Below are 20,805 nucleotides of genomic sequence, written 5' to 3'. Positions count from 1 at the left end.
CTCACACGCCGATGGTGCGGCCATGACAGTCACGCCCACGGGCCGGCCCGGCGGCTCCGGCGTCACGCCGCTCCGGGTGACCGCGCCCCTCGCGATCACCGCGGGACTGGTCGTGGTGGCGGCGATCTGGTTCGGCATCGGCCTCGTCGTCGAGACACCGGGCCTGCTGGGCTGGGGCACACTCCTCGTCAGCGTCCCCGTCGCCGCCGTCAGCTCGTGGCGGGCCGGCGCGCCGCACCACGGATCCGCGCCGCGGACGTTCTGGCGGTACGTCAGCGTCGGCCTGCTCCTCGTCGGCGCCGGCGCCATGAGCAACGCCCGCGACAACCTCGCCGGCGACGACCGCAACCAGCACGTCAGCGGCGTGACCTCGGCCATCTACCTCAGCGGCCTGCTGGTCATGATGATCGGCCTGCTGCGCATCCCCGGCATCCGCCGCACCACCGGCGCCTGGACCCGCTTCGGCCTGGACATCGCCACCGTCATCGTCACCACCCTCACCTTCGCCTGGCACCTGGTGTACCCGCGCTGGGAGACCTGGTTCGCGGGCAGCGCCGGCGACACCTGGTCCGCGCTCACCGTGGTCGGCGGCGGCTTCATCTGCGTCTTCGCGTTCATCAAGGTCGCGTTCACCGGCACCGGCCCGATCGACCGCCGCGCCCTGCACCTGCTCGCCCTCACCGGCGCAGTCGGCGCGGGCGGCGGGTCCCTCGCCCCGCTGCTGGCGGCCAAGCCGCACCTCAACACCGCCCACCTGATCCTGCCGGCGACCTGCCTGGTGCTGTGCCTCGCCGCCGACCGCCAGCTGCGCGCCGCCGGCGCCCCGCCCGCCCCGGACCGCCCGCCGGGCCGCCGGCTGAGCGTCATGCCGTACGCCGCGGTCGTCGCCACCGGCGCGTTGCTGCTGCTGTCCACCATCCAGGGCTCCCCGGACGTCGTCGTCGTCGCCATCGGCGCGATCAGCGTCACCGTCCTCGTCGCCGCCCGGCAGATCATCGCCCTGCGCGACAACGCCGCCCTCCTGCAGCAGCTCGACGCGCGCCTGCAGGACAACGCCCGGCTCGTGGAGCAGCTCGACTCCCGGCTGCGGGACCTCCACACGTACCAGCGGAAACTCGCGCACCAGGCGGGCCATGACGCACTGACCGGCCTGGCCAACCGGACCGTCTTCGGCGAGGCGACCACCGCGGCGCTCGGCGCCGGCCCGGCCGCCCTCAGCGTCGCCGTCATCGACCTGGACAACTTCAAAGGCATCAACGACCAGCTCGGCCACGCCGTCGGCGACGCGCTGCTGCAGGCCGTCGCCGGGATCCTCACCGCGCACACCCCGCCCGGCAGCACCGTCGCCCGCCTCGGCGGCGACGAGTACGCGCTGCTGCTGCACGGCACCGACCACGCCGCGGTCCTCAACACGATCACCGGGTCGCTGCGCCGCCCCCTACACGCCGCCGGGCACGACCTCGTCGTGGAGGCCAGCATCGGCCTCGCCGCCGCCCGCCCCGGCGACACCGCCGCCGACCTGCTGCGCCGCGCCGACGTCGCCATGTACGAGTCGAAGAACCAGGGCAAGGGCCGCTGGAGCGTCTACACCGACGAGATGGACCAGCGCGGCGCCGAGCAGGCCCGCATCGCCGCCGACCTGCGCACCGCCCTCGACACCGGTCAGCTGCACCTGGTGTACCAGCCGATCGTCGACATCACCGACGGCTCCCTCTACGGGGTGGAGGCCCTGGTCCGCTGGAACCACCCGACCCGCGGCCCGATCCCGCCGGTGGAGTTCATCCCCGCCGCCGAACGGACCGGCCTCATCGTGCCCCTCGGCGCGTGGATCCTCGCCGAGGCGTGCCGCCAGGCCGCCGCATGGCGCTCCCGGCTCGGCGCGGCCGCACCCGCCATCGTCAGCGTCAACGTGTCGGCCCGGCAGCTGCGCGAGGCGAGCTTCGCCGCCGACGTCGCCGCCGTCCTGCGGCGCACCGGCCTGCCGCCCCGGCACCTGACCGTCGAGGTCACCGAGACGGCCGTGTTCGACGGCGGCGCCGCCCTGGACGCGCTGCACGCCCTGAAGGACCTCGGGGTCACCGTCGCCCTGGACGACTTCGGCACCGGCCACTCGTCCCTCGGCCTGCTCCGCACCTGCCCGGTCGACCTGCTCAAGGTCGACAAGTCCTTCGTCGACACCGTCACCCACGGCGGCGAACACGCCGTCGTCGCCGCCGCCCTCATCGACATCAGCAACGGCCTGCACCTACGCGCCGTCGCCGAGGGCGTGGAGACCGCCGAACAGGCCGCGGAGCTGCGCCGCCTCGGGTACCGGTACGCACAGGGCTACCACTACGCCCGCCCGCTGCTCCCCGCCGACCTGGAACTGCACCACCTCCCCAGCGCCGACGAACTCGTGGAGGCCTGATGCTGCTGCGCTCCCAACCGGCCTCGGTGCAGCCCCGCGTCACCCGGCGCCGGGCCCGGACGCTGCGCGCCGACCTCCTCGCCGCGTACGAGGGCCGCTGCGCGATCAGCAGCGTCGCCACCCTGTCCGCGCTCGAGGTCGCCCACATCACCCCGCACGACGCCGTGACCAGTTGCCTGCTCCTGCGCGCCGACCTGCACAACCTGTTCGCCGCCCGGCTGCTGTGGCTCGACGACGACTACACGGTGCGGGTCGCCCCCTCCATCACCGACGCCACCTACCGCCACTGGGACGGCCGGCTCCTGCACCTCCCGCTCGACCGCGCCGCCTGGCCGGACCCGAACGCCCTGCGCGCCCACCGTCTCGCCTGCCTCGGCTGAACCACGGGCGCGACCGGGGGTCGGCCCGGGCCGCGGTCCGTCAGTGTCCGAGGCAGCAGCCCGCGGCGGGATCCGGTCTGCACCGGGCGCGATCCTTCGGAGAGGTCCCCGCGGCGATTGGAGCAGCGCGTGACCATGACGGAACGATCGTCGCGGTTCACGTTCGGCGGTTCGGCCTACACCGAAGCGGTCCGATCGGTGGCGTTCGCCCCGGACGGGCGCCTGTTGGCCTCCGCCGGCATCGACGGCACCGTGCGGCTGTGGAACCCGGTCACCGGCCGGCCGGCCGGGCACCTGACCGGCCACACCGGCACGGTGGAGTCGGTGGCGTTCGCCCCCGACGGGCAACTGCTCGCCTCCGCCAGCGGCGACGGCACCGTGCGGCTCTGGGACGCCCACACCGGCGCACCACGCCAGGTCCTGACCGGCCACACCGGCACAGTGGAATCCGTGGCGTTCGCCCCCGACGGGCAACTACTCGCCTCCGCCAGCGGCGACGGCACCGTGCGGCTCTGGGACGCCCACACCGGCGCACCACGCCAGGTCCTGACCGGCCACACCGGCACAGTGGAATCCGTGGCATTCGCCCCCGACGGGCAACTACTCGCCTCCGCCGGCAGCGACGGCACCGTGCGCCTGTGGCATCCGGCCACCGGCGTCCTGGTCCGGCCGCCGTTGACAGGCCACGCACACAGGGTCCTGGCGCTGGCGTTCTCCCCGGACGGAGGGCTGCTGGCCTCCACGGGCAGCGACGGTGCGGTGCTGCTGTGGGGCGCGGCAACCGGGAGCCCGGCACGCTTACGACTGGCCGGACAGCTCAGCGCGGTCCGGTCGGTGGCGTTCTATCCGGGCGGAAGCCTGCTGGCCAGCGCCGGCAAAGACGGCACCGTGCGGCTGTGGGACATCGCCACGGGCGCACGGGTCGGCCCACCGTTGACCGGCCACACCGGTGCGGTCGAGTCAGTGACGTTCTCCGCGGACGGCACCCAGATCGCCTCTGCGGGCAGTGACGGCGCGGTGCTGCTGTGGGACGCTCACACCAGCACCGCCGGCCGGGCCCTGACCGGCCACACCGGGCCGTTGTTGTCGGTGGCGTTCTCCCCCGACGGCACCCAGCTGGTGTCCGGCGGCGGCATCGGGACGGTCCGGCTGTGGGACTCCCGAACCGGCGCGCAGGGCCGGATCCTGACCGGCCACACCGGGCTGGTGTGGTCGGTGGCGTTCTCCCCGGACGGCACCAGGCTCGCCTCCGTCGGGTACGACGGCACCGTGCGGCTGTGGGATGCCCGCACCGGCGCGCAGGTCTGGATCCTGACCGGCCATATGAGTGCGGTCGGGGCGGTGGAGTTCTCACCCGACGGGCGGCTGGTGGTCTCCGCCGGCTACGACCGCACGGTGCGCCTGTGGGACACCCGCACCGGAGCATCCGTCCGGGTCCTGACCGGCCACAGCACCCTTGTGTGGTCGGTGGCGTTCTCTCCCGACGGCACCCAGCTCGCCTCGGCCAGCGTCGACGGCACCGTACGACTGTGGGACACCCGCACCGGAACACCCGGCCACGTCCTGGTCCAACCGGGCGCGGCGATGTCGGTGGCATTCTCCCCCGACGGCACCCAGCTGGCCTCCGCCGGCTACGACGGCACCGTACGACTGTGGGACAGTCGCACCGGAACGCCCGGCCACGTCCTGGTCCAGCCCGGTGCGGCGATGTCGGTGGCGTTCTCCCCCGACGGCACCCAGCTGGCCTCCGCCGGCAACGACGGCACCGTACGACTCTGGGACACCCGCACCGGCATCCCGGGCCATGTCCTGACCGGGCACACCGACACGGTGAGATCCGCTGTGTTCCATCCGCACTACCCGCAGCAGGTGGCCAGCTGTGGTGAGGACGGCACGATCCGGCTGTGGAACGCGAGCACCGGCCGGCAGTTCGCCGGCACAGGGTTCGGTGTGGTGTTCCGCCCGATGCGGCCGCTGCCTGGCATCCGCACCGACACCGCCAGCGTCGAGGACCAGCTGGGCGTCGGCGACGACGTTGAGACCCTGGCCGTCCTGGCGGCGGCAGCGGCGACCGAGCCACCGCTGGCCATCGCGCTGCTCGGCGACTGGGGCGCCGGAAAGTCCAGCGTGATGGCCCAGATGCACCACCGGGTCGCTCAGCTGGCGGAGCTGTCCGCGAACAACCGAGGGTTGAGCGACTTCGTCGAGAACGTCCGCCAGGTGCGGTTCAACGCCTGGCACTACAGCGATGAGCACCTGTGGACCGGACTGATCAGCCACCTGCTCGAAACGCTTGCCCACGACCCGAACCAGCCGCCGGCACCGCATCAGCACACCGATCAGCTTGCCGTCCAGGCCCTGCGGGCCGAGGCCGAGCGGCTGCGGCGGACCCGGGCGGTCGGCCAGGCGACCGATGAACGGATCACCCGGCAGCTGACCGTCGCCGGTCTGGGCGAACCCGGCGGGTTGTTCGCCGGCCTGGGTTCGCCGGCGGCGGCCATGCGGGTCCTGGCCAACGCTGTTGCCGAATCGGCCCGCGAGATCCGGTCGTGGCTTGCGCTGCTGTTCAGCTGGGCGCTCCTCGGTCTCGGCGGGTACCTGGCATGGCACCACCTGCGGTCGCCGGTGCGGGCCTGGGTCACCGCGTTCACCCCTACGCTGGCGGCACTGGTGCCGCTGCTGATGGTCTGGCACCGGCTGCGTGCCTGGCACCGGCAGGGCACCGACCTGACCTCACGCGCCCGCTCCTACCTGGAACAACGCCGCCGGCAGGTCCGCGCCGACGCCGAACAGGCCGGCGCCCGGCTCCTGGAGATCGACGCGGCCGAACGCCTGTCGCAGCTGCTCGTCCAACGCGCCGACCCCACCGCCTATGCCCCTCACCGCGGCTTGCTGGGCCAGGTCCACCGGGACCTTACCGAGCTCAGCACCGCGCTGACCGAAGCACAGCAGCAATGGGCAGCGCTCGCGGCCAGCCCACCACCGCCACCGGTCCGCCGCCGGCGGACCGGCATCCTGCGCCGCAGACGCGGCGTGGGGATACCCGATCCGGTGCCCAGCCCACCGCTGCAACGCATCGTGCTCTACATCGACGACCTTGACCGGTGCCCGCCCCGGCGGGTGGTCGAGGTGCTCGCCGCGGTGCACCTCATGCTCGCCCTGCCGCTCTTCGTGGTGGTCGTCGCCGTCGACCCGCGCTGGCTGCTGTCCTGCCTGGCCAACCACTATCAGGAGCTGTTCGCCGCCTCGACCACCACCGGCGACGGCCCGGTCAGCCCGCTGGACTACCTCGACAAGATCTTCCAGGTGCCGTTCGCGGTCGCGCCGATGCACCCGGACGCCGCCGAGCGCTACCTGACCGCCCTGCTCACGCCCGAATCGAGCGCGGTGTTCGCCACGACGGCACGCCCCGGCGCCAGCTTCGCGCCCGGCGATGGAAATCCGCCGGAAGCTCACGGCACGGCCGCCGGCCCGGTCCCTGACCGACCGCCCGGACCCGATCCGGCGACACCCCCGCGGCCCGGCGTCTTCGCGGGTACCGACCAGCCCGCGGCCATGAACCTCGGAGGGCCAGCGGTGCGCACCGTGCCCGACCTGCGCCCACCGGGGCTGGTGCTCACCGCGCACGAGACCGCGTTCCTCGTCCGCCTCGGGCCGCTGCTACCCACCCCGCGGGCGGCCAAGAAGCTGGTCAACCTGTATCGGCTCGTACGCATCACCGTGCCCGACGCCGAGCTCGAATCCTTCACCAGCGAAGGCACCTACCGCGTCGTGCTGATCCTGCTGGCGATTCTGGTCGGAGCCCCGACCCAGTCCGCCGCGATATTCACCGCCATCCGTGACGCCGACCCAGCCGACGACCTCACCGTCGTCCTCGGTGCCGGCGCCACCGACCTCGCCCGCACCAGACTCGGCGACCTGTTGTCCACCATCCGGGACGAGCAGCATTCCTGGGCCACCACCGCCGGCCGTTTCCAGCCCTGGTGCCCCCAGCTGGCCCGCTACAGCTTCCACACCCGCACCCTCGCTGATGGCCATACGGGCCTGGGCCGGGGCGCGACGATCCCGGCACCGGGCGCGGCGGGTGTTGATCGTGCGGGGTAAGTTCGTCGTGGACGTGTCGCGCAGGAGCCGAGGAGTAGCCCGTGTCTCAGGTGTTCACTCGGGGGCAGAAGAGCCCGCTCTCGGCGCTGACCACGGCTGACGACCTCTACGTCGGGGTGTTCCTCGACGGGCCGGGGCTGACCTGGGACATCTCGTGCTTCGGGTTGGACGCGGCCAACAAGATGTCCGACGACGCGTATTTCGTCTTCTTCAACCAGCCGAGCTCGCCCGAGGGTTCGATCCAGAAGGTCGGGGCGCAGGCCGGCGACACGGAGGGGTTCCGGGCGCAGCTCGGGCGGGTGCCGGAGAAGATCGCGAAGCTGTCGTTCTGCGCGTCGATCGACGGGAGCGGGACCGCGCGGCAGCTCAGGGCGGGGCACATCAGGGTCGTCGCGGGCGGGAAAGAGGTCGTGCGCTACAGCTTCACCGGCGCGGACTTCGGCGCCGAGCGGGCGATCATCATCGGTGACGTGTACCGCAAGGGCGTCTGGCGGGTCGGCGCTGTCGGGCAGGGGTTCGCCGGTGGGCTCGCCGACCTGATCCGCTCGTATGGCGGCACCGTCGACGACGAGCCCGCGCCGGCTCCGGTGGCGGCCGCCCCGGCCGTACCGGCGCCGCAGCCGCAGCGACCGCCGGCGTTCGCGCCGCCGCCCGGGCCGCCCGCTCCCCCGCCCCCGCAGCCCGGCTTCACCCCGCCGCCCCCGCCCCAGCAGCACTTCCAGCACCACCAGGGCCCGCCGCCCGGCATGCCGCAGGGACCGCCACAGGGACCCCCGCAGGGGATGCCGCACGGGATGCCGCACGGGGCGCCGCAGCCTGAGCGGGTCCGGCCCGGGGTGATGACCAGCCTGGACAAGTACCGGGAGGCGCCGACCACCGGCCGCTGGACCAAGCAGAACGGCAAGCTGGTCAAGGTGACCCTCGGCCCAGAGTTCCACGCGCGGCGCGGGTCGATGGTCGCCTACCAGGGCAACGTCGAGTTCATCTACAAGGGCTCCGGCGGCCTGCGCGCGATGTTCGAGGGCGCCGTCACCGGCCAGGGCCTGAAGCTCATGACCTGCAAGGGCCAGGGCGAGGTCTTCCTCGCCGAGAATGCCACCGACCTGCACATCGTCGATCTGCAGGGGCAGTCGCTGTGCATCAACGCCGACAACGTGCTCGCGTTCGACGCCACCCTGAACACCGAGATCCAGCGCATCGAGAGTGCCGGCATCCCCGGTGGGGGTGTGTTCCACCTCGTCGTGTCCGGGCAGGGATCCGTCGTCGTGATGACCCGCGGCACCCCGGTCACGCTGATGTGCCAGGGTCCGACGTTCGCCGACATGAAGGCCGTCGTCGCCTGGACGTCCGGGATGCGCGTCTCGGTGAACACGCAGGTCAGGATCTCCCGCCAGATGTACGCCGGCGAGAGCGGCGAAGGGCTGGCCCTGCAGTTCATGGGCCTGCAGGGCCATTTCGTCGTGGTGCAGCCCTACGAGGTCTGAACCACCTCGAGGACGTCCGCCGGCGTCAGCGGGCCCGGGTCATCGCAGGGTGTCGATGTCGATGACGAAGCGGTAGCGGACGTCGGACCTGAGGACGCGTTCGTACGCCTCGTTGATCGCGTCGGCGGGGATGACCTCGACCTCGGGGGCGATGCCGCGGGCGGCGCAGAAGTCGAGCATCTCCTGGGTCTCGGCGATGCCGCCGATGCCGGAGCCGGCGAACGAGCGCCGGTTGCGGAACAGGGCGAACACCGGCACCGGCAGCGGCTGCGGTGGGGCGCCGACGCTGACCAGCGTGCCGTCGAGGCGGAGCAGGCGCAGGTAGGCCGCCACGTCGATCGGCGCGCTGACGGTGTTGATGATCAGGTCGAAGGTGTCGGCGAGCGCCTCGAACGTCGACGGGTCGCTGGTCGCGTAGTAGTCCTCGGCGCCGAACGCGTGGCCGTCGTCCTTTTTGTCCAGCGTCTGCGACAGTACGGTCACCGAAGCGCCCCGCGCGGCGGCGAGCTTGACCGCCATGTGGCCCAGGCCGCCCATGCCGACGACGGCGAGCTTCGTGCCGGGCCCGGCGTTCCAGTGCGCGAGCGGCGAGTAGGTGGTGATGCCCGCGCACAGCAGGGGCGCGGCCGCCTCGTACGGGATGCTCTCTGGGACCCTGAGTACGAAGTCCTCGTCGACGACGATGTGGGTCGAGTAGCCGCCCTGGGTGACGGTGCCGTCCCGGTCGACGCCCGCGTAGGTCTGGGTGTTGCCGCGCAGGCAGTACTGCTCCTGCCCGGCGCGGCAGTTGTCGCATTCGCGGCACGAGTTGACCATGCAGCCGACGCCGACCCGGTCGCCGACCGCGTGGCGGGTGACCCCGGCGCCGACCCCGGCGACCGTGCCGACGATCTCGTGGCCGACCGTCAGCGGGTACGGCATCTCGCGCCACTCGCCGCGCACGGCGTGGATGTCGGAGTGGCAGACACCCGCGTAGCGGATCTCGATGAGCACATCGCGCGGGCCCGGGTCGCGCCGCTCGATCGTGCCCCGCACGAGCGGCGCGGTCGGCGAGGTGGCGGCGATGGCGTTGACGGTAAGGATGACGTCCTCCAGTGTGGTTGCTGCTGTGCGACCGGTCAGCGCCGGCGTGCCGACGGCTGCAGGGCGGGGTGCACCCACCCGTTGTCGGCGGGGTTGAGCGTGACGCCGGGCGGGACGATCGCGTCCACCCGGTCGAGCACGTCGGCGGTCAGCACCACGTCCGCCGCCGCCATCTGCGATTCGAGGTGCTCCATCGTGCGTGGCCCGATGATCGCCGCGGTCACGGCGGGGTGGCGCAGCACGAACGCGACGGCCAGCTCGATGAGGGTGAGCCCGGCCTCGTCGGCCAGCGCGGCGAGCTGGTCCGCGGCGTCGAGCTTACGCTGGTTCTCCGGCAGCGACAGGTCGAAGCGGTTCGCGAGCCGCTGCCGCGCCTTGGACGCCGGGCCGGTCGTCGCGGCGTCCTTGCGGTAGCGGCCGGACAGCCAGCCGGCGGCGATCGGGCTGTAGGGGATGACGCCCATCCCGTAGCGCTGGCAGACGGGCAGCACCTCGAGCTCGACGGCGCGGGTGAGGATCGAGTAGCTCGGTTGCTCGGTGACGAACCGCTCCCGGCCCCGGTCGCGGGCGACCCACTGCGCCTCGACGATCGTCGACGGCGGGAACGTCGAGTGCCCGATGTAGCGCACCTTGCCGGCGCGGACGAGGTCGGTGAGCGCGCCGAGCGTCTCGTCGAGGTCGACGTCAGGGTCCCAGCGGTGGATCTGGTACAGGTCGATCCAGTCGGTCCCGAGCCGGCGCAGCGAGTCCTCGACCGCCCGGGTGATCCAGCGCCGCGAGTTGCCGCGGTGGTTCGGGTCCTCCCCCATCGGCATGTGCGCCTTGGTGGCCAGGACGATGTCGTCCCGCCGCCCGGCCAGGGCCTTGCCGACGATGATCTCGGACTCGCCCTGGGAGTACACGTCGGCGGTGTCGACGAAGTTGATCCCGGCGTCCAGCGCCCGGTGAATGATCTTGATGCTCTCGTCGTGGTCGGTGGTGCCCCAGTCGCCGAACATCATGGTGCCCAGGCACAGCTTGCTGACCTGGACGCCGGTCCGGCCGAGCGGTCGCAGCTCCATGACGGCCTCCCGTGTGTGGTGGTGCGTGGTGGACGGTTCCAGCCAACCCCTGGATCGTCGCCGGTGGCAGTGGCTGGCGTTCCAGGTACTGACAGAACCCCTCAGAACGGGTGGGACGGCCGTAGCGTCGCAGGTGTGGACGGCCGAGACGAGATCCGGGACTTCCTGACCACCCGCCGGGCGAAGATCACCCCCGAGCGGGCGGGTCTGCCGGTGTACGGCGGGAAGCGCCGGGTCGCCGGGCTGCGCCGGGAGGAGGTCGCCCTGCTCGCCGGGGTGAGCGTCGACTACTACACGCGGCTGGAGCGCGGGAACCTGTCCGGGGTGTCCGACAGCGTCCTGGAGGCGCTCGCCCGGGCGTTGCAGCTCGACGAGGCCGAGCGTGCCCACCTGTACGACCTGGCGCGCACCGCGAACACGTCGGCCCGCGCCCGGACCCGCCGGCCGCCCGGGCACGTGCGGCCCGAGGTGCAGCGGCTACTGGACGCGATGACGATGGCTCCGGCGTACGTGCGCAACGGCCGCCTCGACGTGCTGGCCGCGAACCAGCTCGGCCGGGCCGTCTTCGCGCCGGTGTTCGACACGGCCGCGGCCACGCCGAACCTGGCGCGGTTCATCTTCCTGCACCCGGCGGCGCAGGAGTTCTACCTCGAGTGGGAGCAGCTGGCCGCCGACACCGTGGCGCTGCTGCGGGCGGAGGCGGGCCGCGACCCGTACGACCGGGCGCTGACCGACCTGGTCGGTGAGCTGTCCACCCGCAGCGAGCCGTTCCGCACCTGGTGGGCGGCGCACAACGTGCGGATGCACCGGACCGGCGTCAAACGGTTTCATCATCCGGTGGTCGGGGATCTCATCCTGGCGTACGAGTCGCTGGACCTCGCCGCGGACCAGGGGCTGCGGCTCAACGCGTACACGGCCGAGCCCGGATCGCCGTCACAGCAGGCGCTGCAGCTGCTGTCCAGCTGGAGCACACCGGTACACCTTGGAGAATGAGACCATGACAGACCAGACGATCTCCCGCCCGTCCTCGCGTGAGGCCGGTGTCGGTCCCGCGGAATGGTTCACCGGCGACGTGCGGGTGGAGCCGCTGTTCGCCGGCGAGGAGCAGACCGGCGCGGCCGTCACCTTCCAGCCGGGTGCCCGCTCGGCCTGGCACACGCACCCGGCCGGGCAGCGCCTCGTCGTGACCGCCGGCGCGGGGCGCACCCAGCAGTGGGGCGGCCCGGTCGAGGAGCTGCAGGCCGGAGACGTGGTCTGGTGCCCGCCCGGCGTGAAGCACTGGCACGGCGCGTCGCCTTCGACGTCCCTGACGCACATCGCGCTCACAGGCCTGCTCGACGGGCGGCCCGTCGAGTGGCTGGAGAAGGTCACCGACGAGCAGTACGAGGCCTGATGCGGACCACCCGGCTGGGCCGGACGGGGCTGCGGGTCAGCCGGATCGCGCTCGGCTGCATGAGCTACGGCACCGCCGCCGCCGGCATGCACCGGTGGACCCTCGACGAGGACGCCGCGGCGCCGCTGTTCCGGCAGGCGGTCGAGCTCGGCGTGACGTTCTGGGACACCGCGAACGTCTACCAGGGCGGCACGTCGGAGGAGTTCGTCGGCCGGGCGATCACCCGCTTCGCCCGGCGGTCGGAGATCGTGCTCGCCACGAAGGTCAGCGGGCCGACCGCCGACGGACCTGCCGGCCTGTCCCGCAAGGCGATCCTCGCGCAGGTGGACGCGTCGCTGCGCCGCCTCGGCACCGACTACATCGACGTCTACTACGTGCACCGCTTCGACCCCGACACCCCGGTCGAGGAGACCATGCAGACCCTGGACGGCCTCGTCCGCGCCGGCAAGGTCCTCTACCTGGGCGCGTCCTCGATGTGGGCCTGGCAGTTCGCGAAGCTGCAGCACGCCGCCGTCCTGCACGGCTGGACGACGTTCTCGGCCATGCAGGACCAGTACAACGTGCTCAAACGCGAAGAAGAGCGCGACATGATCCCCATGTGCCTGGACCAGGGGGTGGGTCTCACGCCCTACTCGCCGCTGGCGAAGGGCCGCGCCGCCCGGCCGTGGGGTGAGCGGACCGCCCGGTCGTCGTCGGACCAGGTCGCCATGGCCTTCGACCGGGACACCGACCAGCCGGTCGTGGAAGCCGTCGAGCGGGTCGCCGCGGCGCGCGGCGTGCCGATGGCGCAGGTCGCACTGGCGTGGGTGCTGTCGAAGCCGGTGGTCGCGTGCCCGATCGTCGGCGCCACGAAGCCGCACCACCTCGCGGACGCGGTCGCCGCCCTGGACCTGCACCTCACCACCGAGGAGCTGACCTCCCTCGAGGAGCCCTACCAGCCCCAGGACAACTACTGGTGGTAGCGTCCGGCCGATCTGGACGCGGCTTCTCCTGTGCACGGCGCCGCCGTGGGGCCGGTAGGCTGCGGCGATGAGGCGCCCGGAGGATCCGTTCGAGCAGCGTGTCGTGACCGCCACAGACGTGATCGACGCGACGCTGGACCTCGACGAATATCCGCACCGGTATCTGTTCGTGCAGGCCGACACAGGCTTCGGCTTCGGCCTGCCCCGGCAGGCGATGCCACGGCTGCTCACCGCGATCGAGATCCTCGAGGACGAGTCGTGGGAGCTGGTCAACGTTCTGGCGTGGAACGGGTTCTCCGCCGTCATGCGCCGTCCTCGCCGGGCGAACGGCTGACGGGCCCGGCGACGCGGGCCTGGCCAGGGCGCGGCAGGTCCTGGGTCTACGGCGCCGGTCAGCTGGGGGTGGAGCCGTCGACCTTGCGGATCTGCAGCCAGATTCCCGAGGCGCGCAGGCGTTGGACGACGTCGAGGCCGACGCGCTGGTTGTGGGCGGGCAGCACGAAGACGAACTCGACGCCGTCACCGCGGCCGCCCGGCCAGACGACCGTCAGCGCGGTGCGGGTGAAGGTCAGGCCGGCGGCCTGCAGCGACTGCTCGACCGTGTCCACGCCGGGGGCGAGGGCCGTCAGGTGGTAGGCCACCACGCCTTGGTATACCTGCACGGGCTCATTCTGACCGGGCGGCGGGCCGTTGCACAGTGGCGGCGGTGGCGGCGGCGAGGGTGGCGTCGACGACGGACCAGGCCTGCGCCGGGGTGATCGCGCCGAGCATGAGGGGGCCCTGCAGGCCGCTGATCACGGCGTACAGGCCGATCGCCGACTCCTCGGTGAAGGCGCGTGCGAAGAAGGTGTGCGCGCCCGTGTACGCGGCGCGCATGACTTCGGCGGCCTGGGGTTCGGTGGCGCTGTAGGCGAGCAGGGCGAGGGTGGCCGCGGAGGTGAGGCGGCGCTCGTCGTCCAGGGGCAGCATCTCGTCGATGACGACGCGCAGGCCGACGGTCTCGTCGGTGGGGTCGGGCTGCTGGGCCATCCTGGCGGTGACCCGTCCGGTGAAGCGGGTGTTGATGTGCTGCAGCACGAAGCGCAGCAGCTCGGCACGGGTGGCGAAGCAGCGCTGGACGGCGCCCGCGGAGACGCCGGCCTCGGCGGCGACGACGCGCACGGTGGCGGCCTCGATCCCGCGGGTGCCGATGACGCGCACCACCGTGTCGGCGACGTGCCGGCGGCGGGCGTCCTGGTCGACTATCTTCGGCATGCTTTTATGATACAGTCGTATCGGAAACGGGGAGGTGCGACATGACGGTCAAGATAGCCCGTAACGGCGACGTGGAGCTCGCCTACGAGACGTTCGGCGAGGAGGGCGGCGAGCCACTGCTGATGATCATGGGGTTGGGGCACCAGATGCTGCTCTGGCCCGACGGGCTCTGCGAGGCCCTCGCCGCCGCCGGCTTCCACGTCGCGCGCTTCGACAACCGCGACTCCGGCCTGTCGACCCACTTCGACGGGCCCGGCGACACCGCCGGGCAGCAGAGGTGGTGGCAGGCGCTGCTCGGTGGCGGCCGGCCGCCGTACTCCGCGACGGCGTTCACCGACGACGCCCTGGCGGTCATGGACGCGCTCGGCTGGAGCTCGGCACACGTCGCCGGCGCCTCGATGGGCAGCGCGATCTGCCAGGTGCTCGCCGTGCTGCATCCCCAGCGGGTCCGCAGCGTCACCGCCATGATGACGATGCCGGCGTCGGCCAGCCTCGCCGCGCTGCGCCACATCAGGCTCGGCCCGGTGTTCACGATGGGCGGCCGGCGGTACGCCGCCGACCGTGAAGGACAGGTCCAGCGGCTGGTCGACGTGTTCCGCCTGATCGCCTCGCCCGACGGCAGCTTCGACGAGCCGTGGGCCAGGGAGGTCGCCGGACGCTGCCACGACCGGCGGCCGTTCGACCCCGCGGCGGAGCGGCGGCAGCTCGCGGCCGGGCGGTCGACCCGGCTGAAGATCGACGTCAGCCGGATCGCCGTGCCCACCCTCATCGTGTACGGCGAAAGCGACCCCCTGGTGCGCCCGAGCGGACCGAGGGCACTGCACCGCAAGGTCCGCGGGTCGCGCCTGGTCACCTACCCACGCATGGGACACAACCTGCCGCCGCACATGTGGGCGTCGCTGGTGGAGCAGATGTCCGCGCAGGTGCGGCTAAGCACCTGACCGGAACTAGGCTGTGGCGGCGCGCCGTCGGGTCGGCGCAGCCGGCTCCGAAGGGGTGCGACCGTGTCCGAGTGGGTCTGCTTCCTGCATCCGCCGCGGGCGAATTTCGCGGCGACCATGACCGACGAGGAGAAGACGGTCTGGGGCGCGCACTTCGCGCGCCTGCAACAACTCCTCGCCGACGGTGTCCTGGTCCTGGCCGGCCCGACCCTCGGCGAGACGAACACCGGGATCGCCGTCATCGAGGCACCCGACGAGGCCACCGCCCGCCGCATCATGCAGGACGACCCGGCGATCGCCGGCGGCTACGCGACGGGTGAGCTGCGGGAGTTCCGCGTCTCGCTGCTGCGCGGCCGCGAGTAGCGCGACCGGCCGGGCGCGACCCGCGAACGGGGCCGCACCCGGCCGGTGCCGCGTCAGTCGCAGGCCCTCGGGTGCAGCGCCGTGCCGGTCCGGTGCGGGCCGGCGACGGGTGCGAGCGTGACCTTCGCCGACGTCGACGTGGCCTGATACCAGCCCTCGGCGACGGCGTGGTTGTCGTACGCGTACGCGGTGTCGCAGCGCAGGCCGTCCCACCAGTACGACGAGACCGGCGGGTAGCACGTCCAGCCGCCCGTGCAGGTCTGCTCGGTGGTCCGGACCGGGCCGGCGACCCCGTCGAGCGTGCCGTAGAACGTCGTCTTCGTGTACTTCTTGTACGGCGTGAACGTGCACGACAGCTGCGAGCCGTAGACGAAGATCGCCCGGTACGTGCCCGGCCCGTCCGCAGGCGAATTGGGCATGAGCTCCGAGGTCCCCGGCGTGGGGACGGTGCACGTCTGCGGCCCGGCGGCGGCGGCCGGCGACGCGACGGCGACCGTGCCTGCGGCGGCGAGCAGGGTGACGGCGGCGAGCAAGCGCCCGATGTTCATGGTTCCTCCCGTGGTGTGTCGTTGTGCGGTGCCCAGTAGATCCGTTGCCGCACCACCGAAACCCCTAGACATCGGCTTTCACCGATGGATGATCTTCCCGGTCACATCGGGTCCGCGGCACCGACTACGCTGCCCGCATGCTGTCCGCAGCCCCCGCCGGCCCGTCCCGCCACACCCGGCCGTGACCCCAGCGGTGAGCCTGGCCGTGCCACCGTTGTTCGCCACGCTCGCGCCGGCGCGCAACGTGCTCATCGCCGGGGCCGGCGGCGGGTTCGACGTCTACGCGGGACCACCGCGCGGATCCCGGCGGATCCCGCGCGCCTACCCGCACTGAGGAAGGCCTTCACATGACGGAACACCTGGCCACGATCCGCCGCCTCGCCGCCGGCGTCGACACGACCGCGCTGTGCGACGCCACCCCGGACATCCGCGTCATGTCGCCCGCGCTGCGGTGCCGGTCCGCGAACCCGGTCGTGTGCGGGCCGGCGCTCACCGTCCGCTGCCGCGACGACTTCCTCGGCGTCATCCGGGCCATCGAGCAGGCGGCGGCGGGTGACGTACTGGTCGTCGACGGCGCCGGCCGCGAGACCGCCCTCGCCGGCGAACTGTTCGCCCGGGTCGCCCTGAACAAGGGCCTGGCCGGCATCATCGTCGACGGCGGCTACCGCGACATGCGCTTCGTGTCCACGTGTGCGCTGCCCGTCTACAGCCGCCACGTCACGCCGAAGGCGGGCACCACGGTCCGTCCGGGCGCGATCGGTGGGACGGTCAGCTGCGGCGGCGTCGTGGTCCACCCGGGCGACATCGTCGTCGCCGACCACGACGGCGTCGTCGTCCTCGACCCGGCCGACGCGATCGCCCGCCTCACCGCCGCCGCGGAGGTCATGGTGACCGAGGCCCGCGTCGCGGACCGGCTCGCCACCGGCGCGACCCTCGGCGACGTGCTCAACCTGGACGAGCACCCGGCGCCCCTGCGGTTCACCGTCTGACCATGCGGCGGAGCCGCGGGACCGCGTAACTGCGTAACTGCTGCGATACTGGACGTATGGCGGGGAGCCCGGACGGCATCATCGGCTGGCGATGGCTCGACGTGCGGCTGCACCGGTGGGCCCACCGCCGGGTCCGGTCCGCTCCCCCGCCGAGCCGCCTGCGCCGCGCCGCCACCGTGGCCGTCGCCGTCGCCGTGCAGGTCGGCGCGTTCGCGACGCTGCTGTTCGGTGCGTGGCTGTGCACGGTGCGGTTCCCCAGCGCCGCGCTGCTGCCCGGCGCGGTGCTGCTCTGCCTCGCCGGGGCGGCCCTGCCCCGGCCCGCCGCCCCGCCCCGCGACGCCGTTGCCCTGCGCCGCGCCGACGCACCCGCGCTGTATGCGCTGACCGACCGGGTCGCCGCCGAGCTGGGCGTGCCCGCGCCGCACGTCGTGCTGGTGGACGACGGGTTCACCGCCGGATCGGGCCACGCGGGGTTCCTGCGCCGCCGGTACCTGTGCGTCGGCGCCCCGCTGTGGGCGGTGCTCGACCCGGCGCAGCGCACCGCGCTGGTGGCCGTGGAGCTGGCCCGGTTCGGCGGCGGCGACCCGGGCCGCGCCGCGCTCACCGGCACCGTCGAGCGCACCCTCACCACCGTGGTCGCCATGCTCGAACCCGGCGCGGACAAGCACCTGCACACCGGCCGGGACGACGACGTCGTCAAGATGATCCAGGCGAACCCGGGCCAGCAGGTCGGCAAGGGTCAGGCGTCGATGAACCTCGTCGAGGGCCTGGTCCGCCCGTTCATCGCGCTCCTGCAGGGCTTCTTCGGTCTCGTCCGGCTCGGCTACCTGACGCTGCTGCAGCCCGACGCGTTCCGGGCGGTCCTCGCCGCCGACGGCCGGGCGGCCGAGGTCGCCGGCACGCCCGAGGTCCGGTCGGTCCTCGCCGCCCGGCTGCTCGCCGAGCCGATCGTGACGGTCCTGCGCCGCGACGCCCGCGCCGGCGACCGCTCGGGCGCGGTCCGCCGCGACGAACCCGCGACGGTCGTCGCCGGCTGGCCCGCCCTCGCCGCCGGCGTCCTGGCGAACAACGCACCCACGCTGCCCGAGCGGTGCGACGCCGACGTGACCCGCACCGCGTCACCGTTCGCGATCACGCCACCGCTCGGCCGGCGCATCGAGACGCTCCCCGAGTCGCCCGCGACCCTGCCGTCCGACCCCGCCGAGTCCGCGGAGACCGACGTCGAGCTGCAGCCGATGTACCGCCGGCTGGTCCGCGACCTCAGAAACGGTTGACCTCGCCGGGCGGGCGCGACCCGACCCGGATCAGCGCGTCGATGCCCCACCCGCCGAGGAACGACAGCCACGCGAGCGGGATGCCGATCAGCGCGTCGTACCACAGCAGCCACCCACCGGCGCCCGCACCGGTCACGAACGCCTCCCGGTAGCCGGGGATCGGCAGGACGACGTCGATCAGCACGAACGCGATCCCGACGACGATCGACATGGCCGGGGTGCGGATCAGCCATGCGTACAGCCACGCCGGCCCCGCGGACAGCCCGACCATCAGCGCGAAGAACGTCATCGCGTCGCCGCGCAGGATGGACGCCCCGGCCGCCGGCACGGCGATCCCGACCGTGGCGGCCAGCGCCACCCCGCACCGCACCCACCACCAGCGGTTCATCGCCGTACCGTATCCGGCAGCCGCAACCACAGGTCCACGCAGTCGCCGTCCTCACCCGTGAACGCGCCGGCCCCGGCGACCCGTCATCACCCGGCCAGGAACCGGAGCGCCGACGTGGTACGGGTGGTGTCGAAGGTGAGGCCCGCCGTGTCGGTGAAGCGGGCGAGCTCGGCCAGCGCCGCATCGGCGTCCTTGACGCCCGGGAGCGCGACGAGGATGCCGGTGAACGTGAGCTGGGCATCGAAGCGGACCGGGTCGGCGCCGAGGCCGCCGGCCGGGACGAACTCGATCACGTCGTTGAGTCTGCCAGCCGCCGGGCGCTCTGGCTCGCGGCGGCCGCCGCGTGACTACCGGCCGGCGCGGTCGCGGGCGCGCCGGACGCGGTCGGCGCGGGCCTCGGCGGTGGCCGCGTCGATGATGCCGAGACGCATGCGACGGCGCAGCTTGTACGTCACGATGTCGGCGAGCGGGGCGTCGCGCCCCTTGCGCCAGCGGAACGTCATCCACAGCGACTTCTTCGCGAGCAGTCTCACCTCGACCCGGTCCGCGGCGTCGGTCACGTCGCGGCCGGTGGCGGCGGCGAGCACCTGGCGCTCGCGGTGCCGGTCGGCCCGGTTCGGGAACCGTTTGTTGCGGCGGATGTTCTTGCGGGAGCTCTTGTCGTTCTCGCCGTAGTCGTTGCGGCGGTCCTTGGCGTAGCTCAGCGCCTTCTTCTCCTGCGGGCTCCTGCGCGCCACCGGACCACCTCCTCGACGGTCCGGTCAGGGTAGGCGCAAACCCGTCCGGCCGGCCACGGCATTTGGGCGCACATCAGGCCGCGGCGCGGTTGGCGCGATCGTTCAATACAGGGGTCCCGCGGCCGCCTACCGTTCCCGTCATGGATGAGTTCGCGAGCGGGGTGCTGGTCGCCGCGGTGCTGCGGGCGCTCGCCGAGGACGGCATCGACGCCGGGGTGCCGGCGCCGGACGGGGCGCTCGTCCCGCTGGCCGTGAAGCGCCGGCTGCTCGCCGACGTCGCCGGTGCGCACGGGCTGCTGCCGTTGCTGCGGGTCGGGCGGGTTCTGCCGCGGCTGCCGCCGGACCCGGCGTTCTCGGCAGAGCGGGCGCGGCGGGTGCTGGCCGGGGACCTCGCCCGCCGGTGGACGCTGCGGGACCTCGCCGCCGAGCTCGCCCTGTCGCCGCGCAGCGCGCAACGGCAGCTGCGGCCCGAGGGCGGCTTCACCGCGCTGCTCGCCGCCGCCCGCGCCGACGCCGCCGCGGGCCTGCTCATCGGGACCCGGCACGCGCTCGGCGTGGTCGGGTTCGCCAGCGGCTACGCCGACCAGCCGCACTTCACCCGCGAGTTCCGCCGGCGCACCGCGATGACCCCCGCCGCCTACCGGGCGGCGTTCGCCCGTCCAGTACAGGAGCAACAGCGATGAACCTGGCAGACCGGACCGTCCTGATCACCGGCGCGACCCGCGGCATCGGCAGGGAGCTGACCCGGCAGGCGGTCGCGCTGGGCGCCCACGTGGTGGCCGTCGGCCGCGACCGGGACGCCCTCGCCGCCATGCGGGACGACCGGGTCGCCGTGTGGCCGGCGGACCTCGCCGACCCTGACGCCGTCGCCGCGCTCGCCGACCACGTCACCGAGCGGCACCCCGACCTGTCGGTGCTCGTCAACAACGCGGCGGTGCAGACGCTGACCGACTTCCTCACCGAGGACCCGCGGGACCTGCGGCCCGTCCTGCGCCGGGAGGTCGCCGTCAACCTCGACGCGGTCGTCGCGCTGTCCACCGGGCTGCTGCCGCACCTGCGCCGCCGGCCGTCCGCCGCGATCGTCAACATCACCACCGGGCTGGCCCTGGCCCCGAAGCGGTCGGCGCCGGTGTACTGCGCCACCAAGGCCGCGGTCCGGGCGTTCACCCGGGCGCTGCGGTACCAGTGCCAGGACGACGCCCCGCACGTCCGTGTCGTCGACGCCGTCATGGCGCTCGTCGACACCGACATGACCCGGGGCCGCGGCGACCGGAAGCTCACCGCGGCCGGCGCCGCCGCCGCGATCGTCGACGGCCTGCGCCGCGGCTCCGACGACATCCTCGTCGGCCGGTCGAGGCTGCTCCCGCCGATCATGCGGCTGTCGCCCGCGCTCGGTTACCGCATCCTGCGCAACACCTGACCGCACGAACCGGGCGG

General features: G+C 73.2%; 23 protein-coding genes. 15 read left to right on the top strand and 8 right to left on the bottom strand.

The genetic code is table 11. From position 1 onward, the window contains the following. The first annotated feature begins 22 nt into the window (after positions 1–22). The 4 genes from ACZ6TV_RS14440 to ACZ6TV_RS14425 all read left to right on the top strand — a co-directional run bounded on the left by ACZ6TV_RS14440 (position 23) and on the right by ACZ6TV_RS14425 (position 8,375). Positions 23–2,407 carry a putative bifunctional diguanylate cyclase/phosphodiesterase gene (locus ACZ6TV_RS14440; protein WP_465297614.1) on the top strand — a complete coding sequence of 795 codons (2,385 nt, stop codon included), beginning with the start codon at positions 23–25 and terminating at the stop codon, positions 2,405–2,407. Beyond that, a complete protein-coding gene (locus ACZ6TV_RS14435) occupies positions 2,407–2,787 on the top strand; it encodes a hypothetical protein (RefSeq protein ID WP_465297613.1) in 381 nt (126 codons plus the stop codon). Before ACZ6TV_RS14440 ends, ACZ6TV_RS14435 begins: the two co-directional genes overlap by 1 nt. Positions 2,788–2,922: 135 nt before the next feature. After that, positions 2,923–6,891: a P-loop NTPase fold protein gene (locus ACZ6TV_RS14430; protein WP_465297689.1), complete on the top strand. Its 3,969-nt coding sequence runs from the start codon at positions 2,923–2,925 to the stop codon at positions 6,889–6,891. A 41-nt stretch (positions 6,892–6,932) separates the two neighbouring features. Beyond that, positions 6,933–8,375, top strand: coding sequence for a TerD family protein (locus ACZ6TV_RS14425; protein ID WP_465297612.1), 1,443 nt, complete (start codon positions 6,933–6,935; stop codon positions 8,373–8,375). 39 nt (positions 8,376–8,414) lie between these two features. On the opposite strand, the gene ACZ6TV_RS14420 is transcribed toward ACZ6TV_RS14425, so the two are convergent. Together ACZ6TV_RS14420 and ACZ6TV_RS14415 are read right to left on the bottom strand one after the other, a co-directional pair. Then, on the bottom strand, positions 8,415–9,458 hold the full coding sequence (locus ACZ6TV_RS14420; RefSeq protein ID WP_465297688.1) for an NAD(P)-dependent alcohol dehydrogenase: 1,044 nt from the start codon (positions 9,456–9,458) through the stop codon (positions 8,415–8,417). A gap of 35 nt (positions 9,459–9,493) precedes the next feature. Continuing rightward, entirely contained in the window at positions 9,494–10,519 is a 1,026-nt protein-coding gene (locus ACZ6TV_RS14415) for an aldo/keto reductase (protein ID WP_465297611.1), read from the bottom strand. 135 nt (positions 10,520–10,654) lie between these two features. On the opposite strand from ACZ6TV_RS14415, the gene ACZ6TV_RS14410 reads away from it, so the two are divergent. The 4 genes from ACZ6TV_RS14410 (at position 10,655) to ACZ6TV_RS14395 (ending at position 13,208) form a co-directional block, all read left to right on the top strand. Beyond that, positions 10,655–11,512, top strand: a complete 858-nt coding sequence (locus ACZ6TV_RS14410; RefSeq protein WP_465297610.1) for a helix-turn-helix transcriptional regulator — start codon at positions 10,655–10,657, stop codon at positions 11,510–11,512. Positions 11,513–11,516: 4 nt separating this feature from the next. Beyond that, positions 11,517–11,912: a (R)-mandelonitrile lyase gene (locus ACZ6TV_RS14405; protein WP_465297609.1), complete on the top strand. Its 396-nt coding sequence runs from the start codon at positions 11,517–11,519 to the stop codon at positions 11,910–11,912. After that, entirely contained in the window at positions 11,912–12,874 is a 963-nt protein-coding gene (locus ACZ6TV_RS14400) for an aldo/keto reductase (RefSeq protein ID WP_465297608.1), read from the top strand. The genes ACZ6TV_RS14405 and ACZ6TV_RS14400 overlap by 1 nt, the downstream gene beginning before the upstream one ends. 67 nt (positions 12,875–12,941) lie before the next feature. After that, positions 12,942–13,208, top strand: coding sequence for a hypothetical protein (locus tag ACZ6TV_RS14395; protein ID WP_465297607.1), 267 nt, complete (start codon positions 12,942–12,944; stop codon positions 13,206–13,208). Between the two features lie 58 nt (positions 13,209–13,266). Here ACZ6TV_RS14395 and ACZ6TV_RS14390 read toward each other — a convergent pair whose 3' ends face one another. Both ACZ6TV_RS14390 and ACZ6TV_RS14385 read right to left on the bottom strand, forming a co-directional pair. Continuing rightward, positions 13,267–13,536, bottom strand: coding sequence for a hypothetical protein (locus tag ACZ6TV_RS14390; RefSeq protein ID WP_465297606.1), 270 nt, complete (start codon positions 13,534–13,536; stop codon positions 13,267–13,269). Positions 13,537–13,540: 4 nt separating this feature from the next. Continuing rightward, the gene (locus ACZ6TV_RS14385; RefSeq protein ID WP_465297605.1) at positions 13,541–14,128 is read right to left on the bottom strand and encodes a TetR/AcrR family transcriptional regulator; all 588 of its coding nucleotides are present in this window, start codon (positions 14,126–14,128) and stop codon (positions 13,541–13,543) included. Between the two features lie 41 nt (positions 14,129–14,169). On the opposite strand from ACZ6TV_RS14385, the gene ACZ6TV_RS14380 reads away from it, so the two are divergent. Then, positions 14,170–15,069, top strand: a complete 900-nt coding sequence (locus ACZ6TV_RS14380; RefSeq protein WP_465297604.1) for an alpha/beta fold hydrolase — start codon at positions 14,170–14,172, stop codon at positions 15,067–15,069. A 63-nt stretch (positions 15,070–15,132) separates the two neighbouring features. Then, a complete protein-coding gene (locus ACZ6TV_RS14375; RefSeq protein WP_465297603.1) occupies positions 15,133–15,432 on the top strand; it encodes a YciI family protein in 300 nt (99 codons plus the stop codon). 53 nt (positions 15,433–15,485) lie between these two features. Here ACZ6TV_RS14375 and ACZ6TV_RS14370 read toward each other — a convergent pair whose 3' ends face one another. Further along, complete coding sequence (locus ACZ6TV_RS14370) at positions 15,486–15,980, bottom strand: hypothetical protein (RefSeq protein WP_465297602.1); 495 nt, start codon at positions 15,978–15,980, stop codon at positions 15,486–15,488. A gap of 205 nt (positions 15,981–16,185) precedes the next feature. Here ACZ6TV_RS14370 and ACZ6TV_RS14365 point away from each other — a divergent pair, with 205 nt between their 5' ends. The 3 genes from ACZ6TV_RS14365 to ACZ6TV_RS14355 are packed head-to-tail and all read left to right on the top strand — an operon-like array spanning position 16,186 to position 18,243. Next, the gene (locus tag ACZ6TV_RS14365; protein WP_465297601.1) at positions 16,186–16,314 is read left to right on the top strand and encodes a hypothetical protein; all 129 of its coding nucleotides are present in this window, start codon (positions 16,186–16,188) and stop codon (positions 16,312–16,314) included. A gap of 13 nt (positions 16,315–16,327) precedes the next feature. Beyond that, positions 16,328–16,969 carry an RraA family protein gene (locus ACZ6TV_RS14360; RefSeq protein WP_465297600.1) on the top strand — a complete coding sequence of 214 codons (642 nt, stop codon included), beginning with the start codon at positions 16,328–16,330 and terminating at the stop codon, positions 16,967–16,969. A gap of 56 nt (positions 16,970–17,025) precedes the next feature. Continuing rightward, positions 17,026–18,243, top strand: a complete 1,218-nt coding sequence (locus tag ACZ6TV_RS14355) for a M48 family metallopeptidase (protein WP_465297599.1) — start codon at positions 17,026–17,028, stop codon at positions 18,241–18,243. On the opposite strand, the gene ACZ6TV_RS14350 is transcribed toward ACZ6TV_RS14355, so the two are convergent. From ACZ6TV_RS14350 to ACZ6TV_RS14340, 3 genes are all read right to left on the bottom strand, one after another. Continuing rightward, a complete protein-coding gene (locus tag ACZ6TV_RS14350; protein ID WP_465297598.1) occupies positions 18,230–18,631 on the bottom strand; it encodes a hypothetical protein in 402 nt (133 codons plus the stop codon). The two genes, ACZ6TV_RS14355 and ACZ6TV_RS14350, sit on opposite strands and share 14 nt — an antisense overlap. Positions 18,632–18,717: 86 nt before the next feature. Next, complete coding sequence (locus ACZ6TV_RS14345) at positions 18,718–18,924, bottom strand: hypothetical protein (RefSeq protein WP_465297597.1); 207 nt, start codon at positions 18,922–18,924, stop codon at positions 18,718–18,720. A 54-nt stretch (positions 18,925–18,978) separates the two neighbouring features. Further along, positions 18,979–19,368: a hypothetical protein gene (locus ACZ6TV_RS14340; protein WP_465297596.1), complete on the bottom strand. Its 390-nt coding sequence runs from the start codon at positions 19,366–19,368 to the stop codon at positions 18,979–18,981. 140 nt (positions 19,369–19,508) lie between these two features. On the opposite strand from ACZ6TV_RS14340, the gene ACZ6TV_RS14335 reads away from it, so the two are divergent. Together ACZ6TV_RS14335 and ACZ6TV_RS14330 are read left to right on the top strand one after the other, a co-directional pair. After that, a complete protein-coding gene (locus ACZ6TV_RS14335) occupies positions 19,509–20,051 on the top strand; it encodes a helix-turn-helix domain-containing protein (RefSeq protein WP_465297595.1) in 543 nt (180 codons plus the stop codon). After that, on the top strand, positions 20,048–20,788 hold the full coding sequence (locus ACZ6TV_RS14330) for an SDR family oxidoreductase (RefSeq protein WP_465297594.1): 741 nt from the start codon (positions 20,048–20,050) through the stop codon (positions 20,786–20,788). The genes ACZ6TV_RS14335 and ACZ6TV_RS14330 overlap by 4 nt, the downstream gene beginning before the upstream one ends. Positions 20,789–20,805: the final 17 nt, after the last annotated feature.

Source organism: Dactylosporangium sp. NPDC051087 (assembly GCF_055586325.1).
Note: the sequence above shows the minus strand (reverse complement) of the source record. Positions and strands in the feature narration are given on the sequence as shown.